Origin of the sequence: Streptomyces olivoverticillatus (assembly GCF_014203555.1) — a bacterium.
Lineage (GTDB): Bacteria > Actinomycetota > Actinomycetes > Streptomycetales > Streptomycetaceae > Streptomyces > Streptomyces olivoverticillatus.
The window spans coordinates 341,342-357,915 of sequence record NZ_JACHJH010000004.1 but is presented as its reverse complement, the minus strand read 5'-3'; the positions used below and the strand labels follow the sequence as shown (position 1 = coordinate 357,915).

The following is a 16,574-nucleotide window of genomic DNA, read 5'->3' as shown; positions in this document are numbered from 1 at the left end:
TTGCGCACCAAACTTCATCTCTCACTTCTTCCGGAGCTTCCCATGGCCACCCTGCTGCACCTCGACTCCTCCGCCCTCTCCCAGGGTTCGACGTCGCGCGACGTCGCCGAGACCTTCCGCAAGGCCTGGGAGGAGCAGCACCCCGACGGCAAGGTCGTCTACCGCGACCTGGCCGCCAACCCGCTGCCGCACATATCCGAGGCGGGCATCACCGCACTCTTCACCGACGCCGCCGAGCGCACGGCCGAGCAGCAGGCCGCCTTCGACCTGCGCAACGAGCTGGCCGAGGAGCTGGAGAGCGCCGACGCGGTGCTGATCGCCGCGCCCATGTACAACTTCTCGATCCCCTCCAGCCTCAAGGCCTGGCTGGACCAGGTGATCATCATGGGCCGCACCGGCGGCGAGAACTCCTCCGTCGCGGGCAAGCCCACCACCGTCGTGACCAGCCGCGGCGGCTCCTACGCGCCGGGCACCCCGCGCGAGGGCTTCGAGTTCGCCGCCACCTACCTGGAGAAGGTGCTGGGCGGTCTGCTCGGCCTCGACGTCGACGTGATCGCGGCGGAGCTCACCCTGGCCCGTTCGGTCCCGGCGATGGCCGGCCTGATCGACCAGTCGGACGCGTCCCGCGCCCAGGCTCACGAGGCCGCCGCCACCAAGGCCAAGGCCCTGGCCGCCCGCCTCTCCGCCTGAGCCGCCAGCCCGTCCGGGCCGTCTGACCCACCCGACCGGTCCGGACCGTCCGACCCACCCGACCGATCTGGCCCATCGGACCCACTTTGGCCCGCCCGTCCCACCCACCCTGCCCGGCCCTTGCGCCCCGTCGGGCCCCGGTGGCCGTCCCCCGCCCGCCCGGCCGCGGCGCCGTACCCGGTGCGGCGCCGCACCGGGCGCTAGGCTCGCGCCCGTACGAGCCGGACGCACCATCGGGAGACCGCACACCATGGCCAAGAAGCGCCGCCCTCAGACCAAGGCCGCCACGCCGCAGGCGGGCGATGCTCCCATCCCCGTCGTCGGAGCCCGTGAACCCTGCCCCTGCGGCTCGGGCCGGCGCTACAAGGCCTGCCACGGCCGCGAGGCCGCGCACGCCGTGGCCGAGCTCGTGCAGCGCCCCTTCGAAGGGCTGCCCGGCGAGGCCGACTGGGTCGCCCTGCGCGAGCTGGTGCCCGCCGCGACCGTCGAGCTCAAGCTCAAGGGCGGACTTCCCGAGGGCGTGCCGTCGGTGACCCTCGCGACCGTGCTGCCCATGGCCTGGCCCGCGCTGCGCCGTGACAACGGCGCCGTGCTGCTCGGCCTGCAGAACGACACGGCGACCGGCGACCTCAGCCGCGACCTCGCCGACACCCTCCAGCGCGCCCTGACCGCCGAGCCCGGCACGCCGGTGGCCGCCGAGCGCACCGGGACCGACGGGCCGCGCCTGCAGGACCTGCTCGACCTCGACACACCGTTCGAGCCGACCGTCCACACGGGCTTCGAGTTCTGGGTGGAGAACGCCGAGAACGTCACCGGCGATGTCGCCGCCTCCCTGGAGCGCGCCAACGCCGCCGCCATCCCGACCGTCCGGCTCTCCGGCCTCGACGCCGCCTACTGGTGCGAGACCCCGGAGAAGAACCACCTGCGCTGGGTGATGACCCACCCGGAGGAGCAGCTGCTGGACGCCCTGGCCCGGCTGCACGCCGTGGGCGGCACCTCGCTCGGCGAGGGCACCCGCCTGGTCGGGTCGTTCCGCGCGCACGGGCTGACCGTGCCGGTGTGGGACCTGCCGAGCGGGATGCGGGCCGAGGACACGGAGAAGCCCGCGGCGGCCTTCGCCGAGCGGCTGGCCGGCGCACTGGCCGACGACACGCCGCTGACGGCCGAGGAGCGACGCGCCCGCGGCGGCCTCACGAGCCGTCAGGTGACCTTGAACTGACGCCCGGCGGCCCAGCGCAGTCGATCAAGGCGCAGTAGGTCCAGCAGTGGATCCAGCAGCAATGGATCCGGACGCAATCGATCAAGGCGCGGTCGGCAGGCCGCATTCGATCAGGTAATGCGTACGGTCACGGGTGCCGGAAAGGGCTCGGAGGGCACCGGAACCAGCCGCGCCGCCTAAGCGGGCGGACGGGGCGCTTCCGGCCCCTCCGACCGGGCAATGCCGGGTCAAATCGCGTGACTCCTGTCACAACTCCCGCTGCCGGGCCGGAAATCGGCGTCCGGAAATCCGCGATCGAATTTGCGAACCGCGGATCTCTTGTTACCGTTCTAGGAGCCCGGTCGCTGGTGCATCCCCCGTCGCCAGCGACCGGGCGCTTCCATGCCCGGACGCGCGCAAGCCGCGCCGAACCGGAGCCCGCAGCCGCCACTTACGATCACCCGGGCGCACGGGCGCCGCTTTCGATCAACGGGCACGCGGACGCCGCCTGCGATCACTGATCGCGCGACACCGCTTCTGATCACCGGCCCGCAGCCGCCACTTTCGACCACCGGGCAGCTAACCCTCCTCGCCCTCCGGCGAGTTGCTCCCCGAGCGGAGCAGCAGCTTCCCCTGCGTCGACGCGATCTCCGAGACCGCCGTGTACCCGCCGGGCCGCCGTACGGTCGCCGCATGCGGCGTCTCGCACACGTCCGGGTCGTCCGAAGCCGCCATCTGGCAGCGCACCTGGACCGTCCGGCCGTCCGGCGCCATGAGGGTCAGCACGCCTGTCAGCGGGCCGCCTGTGGCGTTGCGGTAGTACGTACGGCCCCAGGTGTCATGCCCTTGCCCCAGGACGCACGTCTGGGCCTCCACGCCTTCGGGGGAAGTGAGTTCGGGCCCGCACTCGGCCCGGTCGCCGGACGGACCCGGTGCGGCCTCCGACGCGGACGGCGCGGCGGCATCCGGACCCGCCGACGGCTGCGGCACCTCCCCGCGGCCCGTAGCGCCGCCCGGGAAGGCCGCCGGAAGCAGCCCCCGGGCCGTCCCGTGGCCCTGCGGCACCCCGCCCGGATCCGCCGGGCCCGCGGGCCCCGCCGTGGCCACGGCGAACGGCAGGACGACCGCGAGCACCACGGCACTCGCCAGCGCCACCATCCGCAGACGCGAGCCACGCTGATCTCCAGAGCGTTCCCCAGAACTTTCCCCGGCCTGTTCCCCGCCCGCGTACGGGCTATGGAAATGCGCCCCCTGCCGCCGAGACACGCCGGGCACAGTGGATGCACGCACCATGGGGAACCACCTGGAACTCGCTGCGAATTGCATGATCGGAAAGTTGATCGGAGTGTTTGATCCAAACGCTTGATCGCGGAGCGGCTCCGGGCGCGCTCCACCGGGCCGGCGGCGCCTCCGTACGGCTCACACTCGTACGGCGCCCGACACAGCCTGCGTCGAACATAGCGGGCAGCGCGGGCCTCTCCGGGCCCGCGCACGCCCGTTTCACGCGGTTCTTGAAGTGACTTACACCCATACGAGTGAGAGCGCGTGCGTCTCCCGTCCGTACGCGCTCCCACGCACCCGTATCCGGGCGGCCCCAGTCAGGCGACCCCGGTCAGGCAGCCCCCATCAGCCGGCCCGGTTAGTAGGCGAGCCTGCTGCTGCCGCCGCCCGGCGCCCCCGCGCTCTGCTCGACCAGGACGTCGACGACGGAGGCCACGTCGGGCAGCCAGGGCCGCGCCAGACCGTCCAGCCTGCGGGCGGCACCGGCCCGCGCGGCGAGCAGCCCGCGCCCCGCCCCGGCACCGGCCGCACCCGCGGGCCGCGGTGCGCGCTCCCAGCGGACGCGCCCGGTGCCCGTGGGCGAGGGCGGCAGCACCGCATAGCCGCCCTCGCCGTGGAAGCGCAGCGAACCGGGCACCCAGTCCTGGCGGTGCAGCAACTCGCCGAGGACTTCGAGGGAGTAGGGGGCCACGAGCAGGGACCAGCGGGTGGGGGTGGCCACCACCGGGCCCAGCCGTACGCCCGCGCGGTCGAAGGCCACCAGCGCCCGCGCGCCGGCCACCGCAGGCAGGCTCACCGCGCACGGCGCGTGCCCACCAGTGGCGAGCACCACGGGGGCCTCGGGCCGGTTGGTCCACCACCAGCGGACCATCCGGGCGTCGGTGGTCGCCGCCAGCAGCCCCGGGTCGAAGGGGTGGGCACCCGGAACCACACAGTCCGGGTCGGGGCAGCCGCATTCGCGCACGCGGCCGATGCCGGGCCGCAGGCCCACACCGGGGAGTACGGGCCACTGCCATTCAGTGGCGTAGGTCAGGGCCGCGGTGAGCACCGCGGACCGGCCGGCACGCCGGAGGGAGAGCTTGCGTCGCCTTCCGAGGATCTCGCGCATGAGCGCTCGTTCCTTTCCGTGAACGTCCGTGAACGCCGAAGGTGGGTCCTTCCCGCGGGCCTGCGGAGAGGGACCGTGTCGCAACTACTGGCACTGCACTACTCGCACTGCACTACTGGCACTGCGCGCCACGCACGCACGGGGCGCGCCCGGCACTTGCATGGCACTAACGCCTGGCACTTCTGCACGGCACTACGCGTGGAGCACTTCGCACGGCCCTCGCCCTCCCCATGGTCCTGGGGGACTGCGCGGCCCCATGGTGCTACGGGGACTGCGCCACCCCCATGGCCCTGCGGGGACTACGGGGACTGCGGGACTACATGGCACTACGGGCACTGCTCGGCGCGGTACTCAACGCGCCGTCGCCCCTCGGGCCGGCACACCACGTGGATCACAAGCCACTGCGCGTACAACGCAGCGCATCACGCCGCGGGCCGAGCGTGAAACCTGGCGGGGGGTGGCGCGCGTATGGCGCTTCGTGCTGAGCCGGTGCGCCCCTCGCCCAGTGCGCGGGTTGCCCCGCGCCGCTCGGGGACGGGCTTGGCCGTTGACCAATAGGACGCTCGGGCCCGCCGCCGGGTTGCGGGACGGCCCCAACTGCCCCTGCCCTTCTTCCGAGTACGTACCCACAGCAAGGGATGTGACGCGTTGTCGGAGCGACGCCAGTCGATCGCAAATCGAGGGCCACGACACTATTTTCCGGCCAACTTGGAATCCCCCCAGACGCCACCAAGGACACCACCAATCCCACTGGTCCAATGCTGGACATCCCCTTGCCGGGGCGTGTACATGTGGAGCACTGATAGCGCGCAACACGACAGGGGGTTTGCGATGCTATTGACCAGAAAGCACAGGCCAACCAGCTGGCCGAGTGGGTTCGGCGGAGCGCCGCGCCCCCGCCCCCTGCCGAGCCCGCGCCGCGCCGCCGCACGCCTCGGCCGAAGCAGACGGCCATGAGCGCCCCCCACCTGCCGAAAGTGGCCGGAATCGATCCACCGGTCCCCACCTCCGCGCACACTTCCGCCCCCGCAGCGCCCACCGCGTCCGCCACTTGCGCCCCTGCCGCCCCCGCCGCCCCGCCCTCGCCGGACGCCCTGGTGCAGGACCGCCTCGCGGGCTGGCTCTCGGACCTCACCACCCTCCAGGAGCTCACCGAGCGCCTGGCCCGCACCGCAGGCCTCGACGACGCACTGCGCGAACTGCTGCGCGGCGGCGCCTCCCTGGTCGGCGCGAGCCGCGGCCTGGTCACCCTCCACCCCGCCGAGAACCTCGGCCACCCCCGCACCGTGAGCCTCGGCCTGGGCCGCGCGGATCTCGGCCACATCGAGACCATCCCGCACGAGCCCGGCACCCACAGCCCGTACGTGCGGCTGCTCGACGACCTCCCGCCCGCGGGCGACCGGTCCGGCACCGCCCACCCCGACATCCCCGGCGAGGACGGGCTGGACCCCCGCCACCGCGAGGTCGCGGCCCGGCTCGGCTACGCGGCCAGCTACGCCCTCCCCCTGGAGTCCGCGCCCGCCACGGCCACCGACGGCCCGGACCCCGGCCCCCCGGCCGCGGGCCGCCTCGGCGCGGCCGTCTGGCTCTACGACGAACCCGCCGAACCCACCAAGCGCCAGCGCCATCTGGCCGGCCTCTACTGCGGCTACGCCACCGAGCACCTCGCCCGGCTGGTCGAGCTGGAACACGCCCGCGAGACCGTCGCCACCCTGCGCGAAGAGCTGCTGCCGTCCCGGCTGCCGAGGGTGCCCGGCGTGCGCCTGGCCGTCCGGCACCGCACCGGGCCGCAGGGCGGCGGCGACTGGTACGACGCGCTGCCGCTGCCCGAGGGCGCGCTGGGCCTGGCCATCGGCGGAATCACCGGCTCCGGCCCCGGTGCGGTCGCGGCCATGGGCCGGCTGCGGGCCTCCCTGCGGGCGTACGCCGTCATGGAAGGCGAGGATCCGGTCGCCGTCCTCTCCGACCTCGAACTGCTGCTGCGGCTCACCGAGCCCGCCCGCGCCGCCACCGCGCTCTTCGCCTACTGCGAGCCCGCCGCGCGGAAGGTGGTCGTCGCCGGGGCCGGGCACTGCTCACCGCTGATCATCGGCCCGGACCGCGTCGAGTACGTGGAGACGTCCCTGTCGGCGCCGCTGGGCATGCTCGCGTGCTGGGAGGCGCCCAGCGTCGAAATCGAACCGGAACCCGGAGAAACGCTCCTCTTCTACAGCGACGGACTGCTGCACCGCACCGGCGACGCCATGGACCGCGGCTTCGCCCGGCTCCACTCGGCCGCCGCCACGGTGCCCCGCACGGCCAGGCGCGACCCCGAGGCGATCGCCGACCACGTGCTGCGCACGGTGCTGCCGGAAGAGAGCGGTCCGGTGCACGAGGGCGAAGACGTCGTCCTCTTGGTGGCCCACTTCGATTGAGGGGTGGCCCACTTCGATTGAGGGCCGGGGAGGGGGCTGCGGAATGGTTTCCGCTGTTCGCCCCCGGAATGACCATGCCCAGCAATGAATGATCTTGTGCTGAACGTATGTCACGAGTTTTCCCCGCACCTACGATGGAAGCGGCCCCGTTCGAGGAGGAAAACCAGTGACCGAACAGCCCGCGCCCGAGAACCCCGAAGGTGACGAGCCGATCAAGCAGCGGAAGAACGGCCTCTACCCCGCCGTCTCCGACGAGCTTGCCGACAACATGAAATCCGGCTGGGCCGACACCGAGCTCCGCGATCTGCAGCCCATACCCCAGGCCGCGGAGACCGCCCGCCGGCGCGCCGAGCTCTCCGCACGGTTCCCGGGCGAGCGCCTGGTGATCCCCGCGGGCAATCTGAAGACCCGCTCGAACGACACCGAGTACGCCTTCCGCGCCTCCACCGAGTACGTGTACCTCACCGGCGACCAGACCCAGGACGGCGTGCTCGTCCTGGAGCCCACCGGCGCCGAGGGCCACGAGGCCACGATCTACCTGCTGCCCCGCTCCGACCGCGAGAACGGCGAGTTCTGGCTCGACGGCCAGGGCGAGCTCTGGGTCGGCCGCCGCCACAGCCTCACCGAGGCCGAGCAGCTGCTGGGCCTGCCCGCCAAGGACGTCCGCGAGCTGACCGACGCCCTGCGCGAGGCCACCGGGCCCGTGCGCGCCGTCCGCGGCCACGACGCCGGCGTCGAGACGGCCCTGACCGACAAGGTCACCGCCGAGCGCGACGAGGAGCTGCGCGTCTTCATCAGCGAGCAGCGCCTGGTGAAGGACGCGTTTGAAATCGGCGAGCTGCAGAAGGCCGTCGACTCCACCGTCCGCGGCTTCGAGGACGTCGTGAAGGTCCTCGACAAGGCCCGGGCGACCAGCGAGCGCTACATCGAAGGAACGTTCTTCCTGCGCGCCCGCGTCGAGGGCAACGACATCGGCTACGGCTCCATCTGCGCCTCCGGCCCGCACGCCACCACCCTGCACTGGGTGCGCAACGACGGCCCGGTCCGCTCCGGCGACCTGCTGCTCCTGGACGCCGGCGTGGAGACCCACACCCTCTACACCGCGGACGTCACCCGCACACTGCCGGTCAACGGCGCGTACACCGAGCTCCAGCGCAAGATCTACGACGCGGTGTACGAGGCCCAGGAGGCCGGCATCGCGGCGGTCAAGCCGGGCGCCAAGTACCGCGACTTCCACGACGCCGCCCAGCGTGTGCTCGCCGAGAAGCTCGTCGAGTGGGGCCTGGTCGAGGGCCCGGTCGAGCGCGTCCTGGAGCTCGGCCTGCAGCGCCGCTGGACCCTGCACGGCACCGGCCACATGCTCGGCCTGGACGTCCACGACTGCGCGGTCGCCCGTACGGAGACCTACGTCGACGGCGTCCTCGAGCCCGGCATGGTGCTGACCGTGGAGCCCGGCCTGTACTTCCAGGCCGACGACCTCTCCGTGCCGGAGGATTACCGCGGCATCGGCGTCCGGATCGAGGACGACATCCTCGTCACCGAGGACGGCAACCGGAACCTCTCCGCCGGTCTGCCCCGCGCCTCCGCCGAGGTCGAGGCGTGGATGGCGGCCCTCCAGGGCTGACCCGCCCGCGAGAGCGCACGGCCGGCACAGTCGGTACAGCCGGCGCAGTCGCACGGCCCAAGGAGCCGCGGCCCTTCCCCAGCGAAGGCCGCGGCTCCTCGCGCCCGCACGTCCGCCGGGCTACTTGTCGGCGGTGAGCACGCCCGCCTGGCCCCAGCTGTCGGCCGGCACCTCGTGGATCCAGACCTGCACGGCGTCGGCCGGGATCTGGTAGGCGTCGACCAACGCGTCGGTGAGGCGGCGGACCAGGTCGCGCTTGAGCTCGGGGGTACGGGGGCCCTGCTGGACGGTCACGATGGGCATGGCGATGCCTCCTGTTCGGCAGTGGCTTCCCGGCCGTTTCCGGGTCGCTCACCGCGTGACACCAGTCCACCGCGCGCCCGCCGCGCGAACCAGAATCACTTGCGAACCGCAGCGATCACAAATGGTGATCGCCGGTGTCCGCACACGCTTCGAGCAGCAGGTCGAGATGGGCGGGCGGGGCCGTCGGGTGCACCGCCAGTACGGCGGGAAGGGACAGACCGCTGCCGCGGACCGGCAGGAAGGCCACCCTGCGCGTGAGCAGGGAGCGCGCGTGCGAGGCGTAGACGACCGTCCACATCCCGGCGCCCGCCCCGATCGCCGCAAGGGTGTCCTGCAGCGAGTGGGTCGGCGGGCCGGGCACCGGCTCGAAGCCCGCGTCCCGGCACGCGGTGACCACCAGGTCGACCAGGGGCGGGTTGTTGCGGCGGGCGGTCAGGCGCAGCGGCAGCGTCGCGAGGTCCTTCAGGGCGACGTCATCGGCGGCGGCCAGGGGGTGCCGGGCGGGCAGCGCCACGACCAACTGGTCCTGCCACACGGGGATCAGGCGGACCCCCGGATGCTCGTCGAGCCCGCGGACGAACGCGGCGTCGAGCCCGCCCGCCGCGACCTGGCCCATCCTCGACCGGGCCGGCGCGGAGACGAGCTCGACGGCCAGCCGAGGCGCGAGGCGGGCGAGCGCCTCCAGCACCCGGTCCAAGTGGTCGCCGAGGCCGGTACTGGTGCCCAGCCGGAGCGTGGCCGTACGGCCTTCCGGAGGCTCGGCGACGGACGCCCGGGCGCGCGCCTCGGCCGCGAGCACGGACCGGGCTTCCGGAAGGAAGCGTTCCCCTGCGGGCGTGAGACGGACGTGGCGTGGCGAGCGGTCGAAGAACTCGACGCCCAGCTCCCGCTCCAGCCGCCGTATTTGCTGGCTCACGGCGGACTGCACGATGTGCAGCCGCTCCGCGGCCCGCCCGAAGTGCAGCTCCTCGGCGACGGTCACAAAGTACCGGAGCTGACGCAGTTCCACGGGCCGACCAGCCTCTCCTCGGTGTCCTCGGACCTCCGAGTGTCCCCCAAGAGGCCCTGAGAGCTCCTAGGAGGCCCGCAGCAGGGCCGCCGCCGGTGGGCCGCCCTCTCTCCACTTGAGGATCTTGTCGAAGCTGACCACCGCGCCCCGGCGCCCCGGGCCGTTGCGCACGCGGACGTGATCGGTGAGGGATTCGATCAGAAAGAGACCCCGGCCGTGCTCCTCGTGCGGGGAGGCCGGGGTCATGGGGTACGGCGTGCGCGCCTGGTGGCGGGGGCGGCGCGGGCGTTCGGCGAAGCCGGGTCCCGAATCGATGACCTCGATGCGGCAGGTGTCGCCGTCGATCAAGGCGGTGACGCGGTAGCCGGTGGAGGCGTCACCACCGTGCTCGACCGCGTTGGCACACGCCTCGCTGAGGGCGACCGCCAGCTCGTAGGACGTCTCCGGGTCGACCCCGGCCGTCTCCATGGCGCCGATCAGAAGCCGCCTGGCGAGCGGAACGCTCGCGGCTTCGCGCCGCAAGTGGAGTGACCACCAAATGCTCATGCTCAGCCTCCTGGCTGCGGCTCGACATACCGATACCTATAGCCACGGCCGGCGGGCGATAAGCCTGCCGGGCATGTGAGTCCGCTCATTCGGCCGACGCGCAAAGGAGGCGCGGCGGTGTATTGCGGGGGCGTTCTGCCCCGCGGATCACGGCAGTGACCAGGCGACACGCGAATGATCAAGGAAGTTGACAGATCGCGCCACCCCTGCCGCACGGAAGCCGTGGGTCCGGTGGGATGATGACGCAGCCATGCCTCACCCCGTCCTGCGCGCCGGCGCGGATCTGCGACTGATACGGGCCGCGGTGTTCACCGCGGTCTGTGTTCTGCTGTCCGCGGGCGGGCATGCGCTGGCGTCCTGCGCGGGTGTGCCGCCGTGGACGCTGGGCGCGGGGTTCCTGGCGGTCTTCGCGGTGGTCGTGCCGCTGGCCGGACGGGAGCGCTCGCTGCCGGGGATAGCGGCGGGCCTGGCCTTCGGGCAGGTCGCGCTGCACGCACTCTTCTCTCTCGGCCAGCACGGCATGGCCGGCCAGGCCGCCGGTGCGTCCGGGGCCATGCCGCAGGCCGGGTCGCCGAACAGCCTGGCCGACTTCGCGGCACAGCTGGTGTGCGACCAGCGGCCGATGGCGGACGCCGAGGCCCGCCGCATCATCGTCGACGCCGGTTTCGACCCTGCCGGCCATCCCCCGGGGATGGCCATGCCGGCGCACGGCGCAGGCCCGGCCTCCGGCGTCACGGACCTCCTCGCGCACCTCTTCCCGACCTCGCTCCCCATGGTGCTCGGGCACCTGCTCGCGGCGCTCGTCCTGGGCTGGCTGCTGCGGTGCGGGGAGGCGGCCGTCTGGCGCGCGGTGGAGCTCTCGGTGCAGTCGGCGTGCCAGCTGGCCGAGACCGCGTTCGTACGGACACTGGGCGCGGCGCTTGCGCTGATGTGCATACCCGCGCCCGCGCAGCCGCTCCGTCTGCCCCGGCGGCGCATGCGCGGGCGCGACGAACGCCCGGCCAGGGAGCCGGCGCTCAAGCACTTCGTGATCAGGCGGGGCCCGCCGCGCTTCGACCTCGCGGCCTGACGACGCGACGCACTTCCACCGCAGTGGGGAGGGCGCTCGTGCCGCTGCCGCACGCGCGCGTGAACCCCCCGTCGATCCTCCTGCCTGTGGAGTGTTTCCCATGAACGCATCTCGTCTCCGTGCCGCCCGTACCTCCGTCGTCGGCGGCCTCGCCGTGGGCGGCGTGCTACTGCTCGCCGGCCCCGCCTTCGCGCACGTGACCGTGAACCCGGGCACCGCCGAGAAGGGCGGCTACAGCACCGTCTCCATCAAGGTGCCGAACGAGAAGGACAACGCGTCGACGGTCAAGGTCGAGGTGGACCTCGACCCCAAGCACCCGCTCACCTCCGTCATGCCGCAGGCCGTGCCGGGCTGGGACGTGAAGGTCGAGAAGACCAAGCTCGACAAGCCGCTGCAGATGCACGGCAAGACGATCAACGAGGCCGTCAGCAAGGTCACCTGGAGCGGCGGCAAGATCGAGCCCGGCCAGTTCCAGCAGTTCCCGCTGTCGGTCGGCCAGCTGCCCACCGACACCGACGAGCTGGTCTTCAAGGCGCTGCAGACGTACTCCGACGACGACGTCGTGCGCTGGATCGACCCGTCCAAGCCTGGCGGCGCGGAGCCCGAGCACCCGGCCCCGGTGCTCAAGCTCGTCGCCAAGGGCGGCGCCGCGGGCGCCCAGGGCGATGACCACCACGACGACAAGGGCAGCTCGTCCGAGGCCGCCGCCTCTGACAAGGGAGGCGACTCCTCCGACACCACCGCCCGCGTCCTCGGTGTCGCCGGCATCGTCGTCGGCGTGGCCGGCGCCGTCTTCGGCGTGGTGGCGGGCCGCCGCCGCAACGCCGCCTGAGAGGCCGTCGTGCGGCAGTAGTACTGACGCGCTCACACACCGATGCAGCACAGTAAGTCCGGTCCGGCGGGCGCCCGTATCGCCCGCCGGACCGTGCACCACTGACCCACCCCTGGAGACGCACTCCATGCGCACCAAGATCCTGGGCGCGGCCCTGGCCGCGGCCGCCGCGCTCACCCTGACCGCCTGCGGCGGCTCGGACTCCGGCTCCGACAAGCCCGCCGCCGATGTGTCCGCCGAGCCGAAGAAGGCCGGAGCGATCACCCTCGACTCCCCCAAGGCCAAGCCGGACCTGGTCCTGACCGACACCTCCGAGAAGAAGTACGAGCTGGTCAAGGAGACCAAGGGCCGGCCGGTCCTGCTCTACTTCGGCTACACCTACTGCCCCGACGTCTGCTCGACGGTCGTCTCCGACATCGCCGCCGCCGAGAAGAAACTGCCCAAGGCCGACCAGGAGAAGCTGCAGGTCGTCTTCGTCACCACCGACCCCGAGCGCGACACCCCCAAGCGGATGCGCCAGTGGCTCGACGCGCAGGGCGGCCAGGACATCGTCGGCCTGACCGGCGACTTCGACACCATCGAGGCGGCGGCCAAGCCGCTCGGCATCCTGGTGGAGAAGCCCAAGAAGGAGAAGGACGGCTCCGTCACCGTCAGCCACGGCGCCGAGGTCGTGGGCTTCTCGCCGAAGGACGACGGCGGCCACTGGATCTACACCGCGTCCACCACCTCCGACCAGTACGCCAAGGATCTCCCGAAGATCGTCAAGGGGGAGAACCCGTGATGCGCCCCAAGAAGATGAGCAAGGCCACCGTCGCCACCGCCGCCGCCCTTCCGCTGCTGCTCGCGGGCGGGCTGCTGCTGGTCACCGGCTGCCAGTCGGAGAAGGACTCCTTGTCTGCCGGCAAGCCCGAGCTGTCCGTCAGCGGTGCCTACCTCCCCCAGCCCCCGATGGCCGACATGGCCGCCGCCTACTTCACCGTCACCAACGACGGAGGCAAGGCCGACCGGCTCACCGAGGTCACCACCCCGCTCTCGTCCGACGTCACCATGCACACCACCGAGGGCACGCAGATGAAGCACGCCCAGACGCTGGAGGTGCCCGCCAAGGGCAAGCTCTCGCTGTCGCGCGGCGGCACGCACCTGATGCTCGGCAAGCTCGACCACAAGCCGGGCGTCGGCGAGAAGGTCGAATTCACCCTGCACTTCGCCACCTCGGCACCCATCAAGATCCAGGTGCCGGTCGAGACCACGGCCTACCGTCCCGAGGACTAGGACAGTGAGATGAGGACCCCGACCACCCGGCAGGCGCTCTCGCTGCTCGGCACCCTGCTCGCCGCGCTGCTGTGTGCGCTGACGCTCGGCGCGGGCACCGCCTCCGCGCACGCCGCGCTCACCGCCACCGACCCGCGCGACGGCTCCGTGGTGCCCTCGGCGCCACAGCAGATCAAGCTCACCTTCTCGGAGGGCGTGCTGCTGAGCGCCGACTCCGTGCGGGTCCTGGATCCGCAGGGCAAGCGCGTCGACGAGGGCAAGCCCGCGCACGTGGACGGCAAGTCCGACACGGCGGCCGTCGCCCTGCGCGCGGGAGCCGGCAACGGCACCTACACGGTGGCGTGGCAGGCGGTCTCCGCGGACAGCCACCCGGTGGCCGGGGCCTTCACCTTCTCCATCGGCGCACCGTCGAAGACCACCGTCTCGGTGGGCTCGGCGGCCACGGTGACCGATCCGGCCGTCGGCGCCTTCTACGGCATCGGCCGGTACGCGGCGTACGGCGGCTTCATCCTGCTCGTCGGCGGCTGCGTCTTCGCGGGCGTGTGCCGCTCCTCGCGGCCGGTGCAGCGGGTCGCGGTCGGCGGCTGGGTCACCCTGTTCGTCTCGACCGGCGCGCTGTTGCTGCTGCGCGGTGCCTACACCAGCGGCAAGGGGATGGGTTCCGTCCTCGACCTGTCGCTGCTGGGCGACGTGCTGTCGACCAAGCCGGGCGCTGCCCTGCTGTCACGGCTGCTGCTGCTGAGCGCCGCGGCGGTCTTCCTGGCGGTGCTGTTCGGCTCGTACGTACGCGAAGGCGACGACAGTAGTACTGCCACAGGCAACCGCCGGGACCTGGCGTACGGGCTCGCCATCGGCGGCACCGTCGTCGCGGGCGGGCTCGCGGCGACGTGGGCGATGGCCGAGCACGCGTCGGCCGGCATCCAGCCGTGGCTCGCGATGCCGGTCGACGTGGCGCATCTGCTGGGCGTGGCCGTCTGGCTGGGCGGGCTGGCCGCACTGCTGGCCACCCTGTGGGCGGGCGAGCCCGTGCGCCGGGCGGAGGCGCAGCGCTTCTCACGGCTGGCGTTCGCCTCGGTGTGCCTGCTGGTGGCGACCGGCCTGTACCAGGCCTGGCGTCAGGTCGGCACCTGGTCCGCCCTGACGGGCACGGAGTACGGGCGCTGGCTGCTGGTCAAGGTCGCGCTGGCCGCCGTCATGGTGGGCCTCGCCTTCTTCTCGCGGCGCTGGACGGGGCAACTCGCCGACCGCACCGAGACGAAGAAGGCCGCCAAGGTCCGCGCGGGCGCATCCGTGGGCGCGGACGGCGAGCCCGGATCCGTACGAGCCGCCCAGCTCGCCCGGCAGCGGGCCGCGCTCGCCAAGGCCGCCGGGAAGCGGGAGCGCGACGCGGACGCGCCCCGCACGGGGCTGCGCCGCTCGGTGCTCGCCGAGAGCGCCGTCGCCGTCGTGCTCCTCGCGGTCACCACCGTGCTCTCCGGCACCCAGCCCGGCCGCGCCGAGGCCGCGCAGGAACAGGCCGCGGCCGGCAGCGGCACCACGGCCACGACACCGGACACCACACCTCCGGCGCAGCTGCAGATCCCGTACGACACCGGCGGTGCGAACGGGCGCGGCACGGCCCGGATCACCGTCGCCCCCGCGCGCTCCGGCGCCAATACCCTCGACGTGAGCCTGGCGGACGCCTCCGGGCGGCCGGTGGACGTGCCCGAACTGACCGTCTCCTTCACCGAGAAGGACAAGCAGATCGGGCCGCTGCGCGCCACGCTCAAGCGGCTTGCCACCGGGCGCTGGCAGGACGCCGCTCTGCGGCTGCCCATGGCGGGCGAGTGGCAGCTCTTCCTGACCGTGCGGACCTCGGACATCGACCAGGTCACCGAGACCAAGAACGTGAAGATCAACTGATGGTGAAGAACGACTGATGGCTGACAGCACAACCGATCAAGCTCACCTCATCTCCCGGCGGCGGCTGCTGGGCACCGCCGGTGCCGCGGGCGCGGCCGGACTCGTCGCGGGCAGCGCGGCCGGCGCCTTCGGCGACCAAGCCGTACGCGACCGGCAGGCGCCCCTGACCGGCGTCGGCTCGGCCTCGGTGGCCTTCCACGGCACCCACCAGGCGGGCATCGTCCAACCCGCGCAGGCGCACGGGCACCTGGCCGCCTTCGACCTCGCGCCGGGCGCCGACCGCAAGGCGGCAGCCGCTCTGCTGCGACGCTGGTCGGCGACGGCGGCGGAGCTGATGGCGGGCCAGGCGCCCAAGGGAGACGACACCGGCATAGCGCTGGACGCCGGGCCCGCCTCCCTCACCGTCACCTTCGGCTTCGGCCACGGCTTCTTCGACCGGACCGGGCTGGCCGACAAGCGCCCCACGGCGCTGGATCCGCTGCCCGCCTTCACCGGGGACGCACTGGACGCCAAGCGCAGCGACGGCGACCTGTGGGTGCAGATCGGTGCCGACGACGCCCTCGTCGCCTTCCATGCGCTGCGGGTGCTGCAGAAGCAGGCCGCGGGCGCGGCACGGGTGCGCTGGCAGATGAACGGCTTCAACCGGGCGCCCGGCGCGACCGAGCGGCCGAAGACCGCCCGCAATCTGATGGGCCAGATGGACGGCACGAACAACCCGAAGCCCACGGACGCCAACTTTGACGAGCGGGTCTTCGTTCCGGACGGCCACAAGGGCGCGGACGCCTGGATGGCGGGCGGCTCGTACGCGGTCGTGCGGCGCATCCGGATGCTGCTCGACAGCTGGGACAACCTCGCGCTGGAGCGCCAGGAGAAGGTGATCGGCCGCCGCAAGTCCGACGGCGCGCCGCTGTCCGGCGGTACGGAGACGACGCCGGTCGACCTCGACAAGGTGGGACCGGACGGGGCACTGGCGATCGCGGGTGACGCACACGTACGGGTGGCGGCACCGGCATCCAACCAGGGCGCCGCGATGCTGCGCCGGGCGTTCTCGTACCACGACGGCTTCCTCGACGACGGCGCACCGGACGCGGGGCTGCTGTTCATCGCCTGGCAGGCCGACCCGCTCAAGGGCTTCGTCCCGGTGCAGCGGAAGCTGGACCGGGGCGACGGCCTCTCCCGCTTCCTGCGCCACGAATCGAGCGGCCTCTTCGCCGTCCCGGGCGGCTGTGCCGAGGGCGAGTACGTGGGACAGCGGCTGCTGGAGGGGTGAGAGCGGGCAGGCACCTGGGTATCGTGGCGAAGCCCCCATCGTGATCGATCCGGAGG

The 16,574-nt window shown here is 72.7% G+C and carries 15 protein-coding genes; 10 read left to right on the top strand and 5 right to left on the bottom strand.

Annotated elements, in window-relative coordinates:
- Nucleotides 1–42: 42 nt before the first annotated feature.
- Complete coding sequence (locus tag FHS39_RS15795) at nucleotides 43–690, top strand: FMN-dependent NADH-azoreductase (RefSeq protein WP_184349981.1); 648 nt, start codon at nucleotides 43–45, stop codon at nucleotides 688–690.
- A gap of 250 nt (nucleotides 691–940) precedes the next feature.
- The gene (locus tag FHS39_RS15790; protein WP_184349980.1) at nucleotides 941–1,909 is read left to right on the top strand and encodes a DUF5926 family protein; all 969 of its coding nucleotides are present in this window, start codon (nucleotides 941–943) and stop codon (nucleotides 1,907–1,909) included.
- A gap of 558 nt (nucleotides 1,910–2,467) precedes the next feature.
- Here FHS39_RS15790 and FHS39_RS15785 read toward each other — a convergent pair.
- Nucleotides 2,468–3,046 carry a hypothetical protein gene (locus tag FHS39_RS15785; RefSeq protein WP_184349979.1) on the bottom strand — a complete coding sequence of 193 codons (579 nt, stop codon included), beginning with the start codon at nucleotides 3,044–3,046 and terminating at the stop codon, nucleotides 2,468–2,470.
- A 481-nt stretch (nucleotides 3,047–3,527) separates the two neighbouring features.
- Entirely contained in the window at nucleotides 3,528–4,277 is a 750-nt protein-coding gene (locus FHS39_RS15780) for a bifunctional DNA primase/polymerase (RefSeq protein WP_184349978.1), read from the bottom strand.
- Between the two features lie 953 nt (nucleotides 4,278–5,230).
- On the opposite strand from FHS39_RS15780, the gene FHS39_RS15775 reads away from it, so the two are divergent.
- Both FHS39_RS15775 and FHS39_RS15770 read left to right on the top strand, forming a co-directional pair.
- A complete protein-coding gene (locus tag FHS39_RS15775) occupies nucleotides 5,231–6,691 on the top strand; it encodes a PP2C family protein-serine/threonine phosphatase (RefSeq protein ID WP_184349977.1) in 1,461 nt (486 codons plus the stop codon).
- A 166-nt stretch (nucleotides 6,692–6,857) separates the two neighbouring features.
- Nucleotides 6,858–8,315 (top strand): aminopeptidase P N-terminal domain-containing protein, encoded by a 1,458-nt coding sequence (locus tag FHS39_RS15770; RefSeq protein ID WP_184349976.1) that lies wholly within the window; start codon nucleotides 6,858–6,860, stop codon nucleotides 8,313–8,315.
- 120 nt (nucleotides 8,316–8,435) lie between these two features.
- On the opposite strand, the gene dmpI is transcribed toward FHS39_RS15770, so the two are convergent.
- The 3 genes from dmpI to FHS39_RS15755 all read right to left on the bottom strand — a co-directional run bounded on the left by dmpI (nucleotide 8,436) and on the right by FHS39_RS15755 (nucleotide 10,173).
- Entirely contained in the window at nucleotides 8,436–8,618 is a 183-nt protein-coding gene (gene dmpI, locus FHS39_RS15765) for a 4-oxalocrotonate tautomerase DmpI (RefSeq protein WP_184349975.1), read from the bottom strand.
- A gap of 115 nt (nucleotides 8,619–8,733) precedes the next feature.
- A complete protein-coding gene (locus FHS39_RS15760; RefSeq protein WP_184349974.1) occupies nucleotides 8,734–9,627 on the bottom strand; it encodes a LysR substrate-binding domain-containing protein in 894 nt (297 codons plus the stop codon).
- Between the two features lie 66 nt (nucleotides 9,628–9,693).
- Nucleotides 9,694–10,173, bottom strand: a complete 480-nt coding sequence (locus FHS39_RS15755; RefSeq protein WP_184349973.1) for an ATP-binding protein — start codon at nucleotides 10,171–10,173, stop codon at nucleotides 9,694–9,696.
- Between the two features lie 250 nt (nucleotides 10,174–10,423).
- On the opposite strand from FHS39_RS15755, the gene FHS39_RS15750 reads away from it, so the two are divergent.
- The 6 genes from FHS39_RS15750 (at nucleotide 10,424) to efeB (ending at nucleotide 16,518) form a co-directional block, all read left to right on the top strand.
- The gene (locus FHS39_RS15750; protein ID WP_184349972.1) at nucleotides 10,424–11,242 is read left to right on the top strand and encodes a hypothetical protein; all 819 of its coding nucleotides are present in this window, start codon (nucleotides 10,424–10,426) and stop codon (nucleotides 11,240–11,242) included.
- Nucleotides 11,243–11,342: 100 nt separating this feature from the next.
- Nucleotides 11,343–12,074 carry a YcnI family copper-binding membrane protein gene (locus tag FHS39_RS15745; RefSeq protein WP_184349971.1) on the top strand — a complete coding sequence of 244 codons (732 nt, stop codon included), beginning with the start codon at nucleotides 11,343–11,345 and terminating at the stop codon, nucleotides 12,072–12,074.
- A gap of 127 nt (nucleotides 12,075–12,201) precedes the next feature.
- Entirely contained in the window at nucleotides 12,202–12,855 is a 654-nt protein-coding gene (locus tag FHS39_RS15740; protein WP_184349970.1) for an SCO family protein, read from the top strand.
- A complete protein-coding gene (locus FHS39_RS15735) occupies nucleotides 12,855–13,346 on the top strand; it encodes a copper chaperone PCu(A)C (RefSeq protein ID WP_246470271.1) in 492 nt (163 codons plus the stop codon). The genes FHS39_RS15740 and FHS39_RS15735 overlap by 1 nt, the downstream gene beginning before the upstream one ends.
- A gap of 9 nt (nucleotides 13,347–13,355) precedes the next feature.
- Complete coding sequence (locus tag FHS39_RS15730) at nucleotides 13,356–15,248, top strand: copper resistance CopC/CopD family protein (RefSeq protein WP_184349969.1); 1,893 nt, start codon at nucleotides 13,356–13,358, stop codon at nucleotides 15,246–15,248.
- Nucleotides 15,249–15,264: 16 nt separating this feature from the next.
- Entirely contained in the window at nucleotides 15,265–16,518 is a 1,254-nt protein-coding gene (efeB, locus tag FHS39_RS15725) for an iron uptake transporter deferrochelatase/peroxidase subunit (RefSeq protein ID WP_184349968.1), read from the top strand.
- The last annotated feature ends 56 nt before the right edge of the window (nucleotides 16,519–16,574 follow it).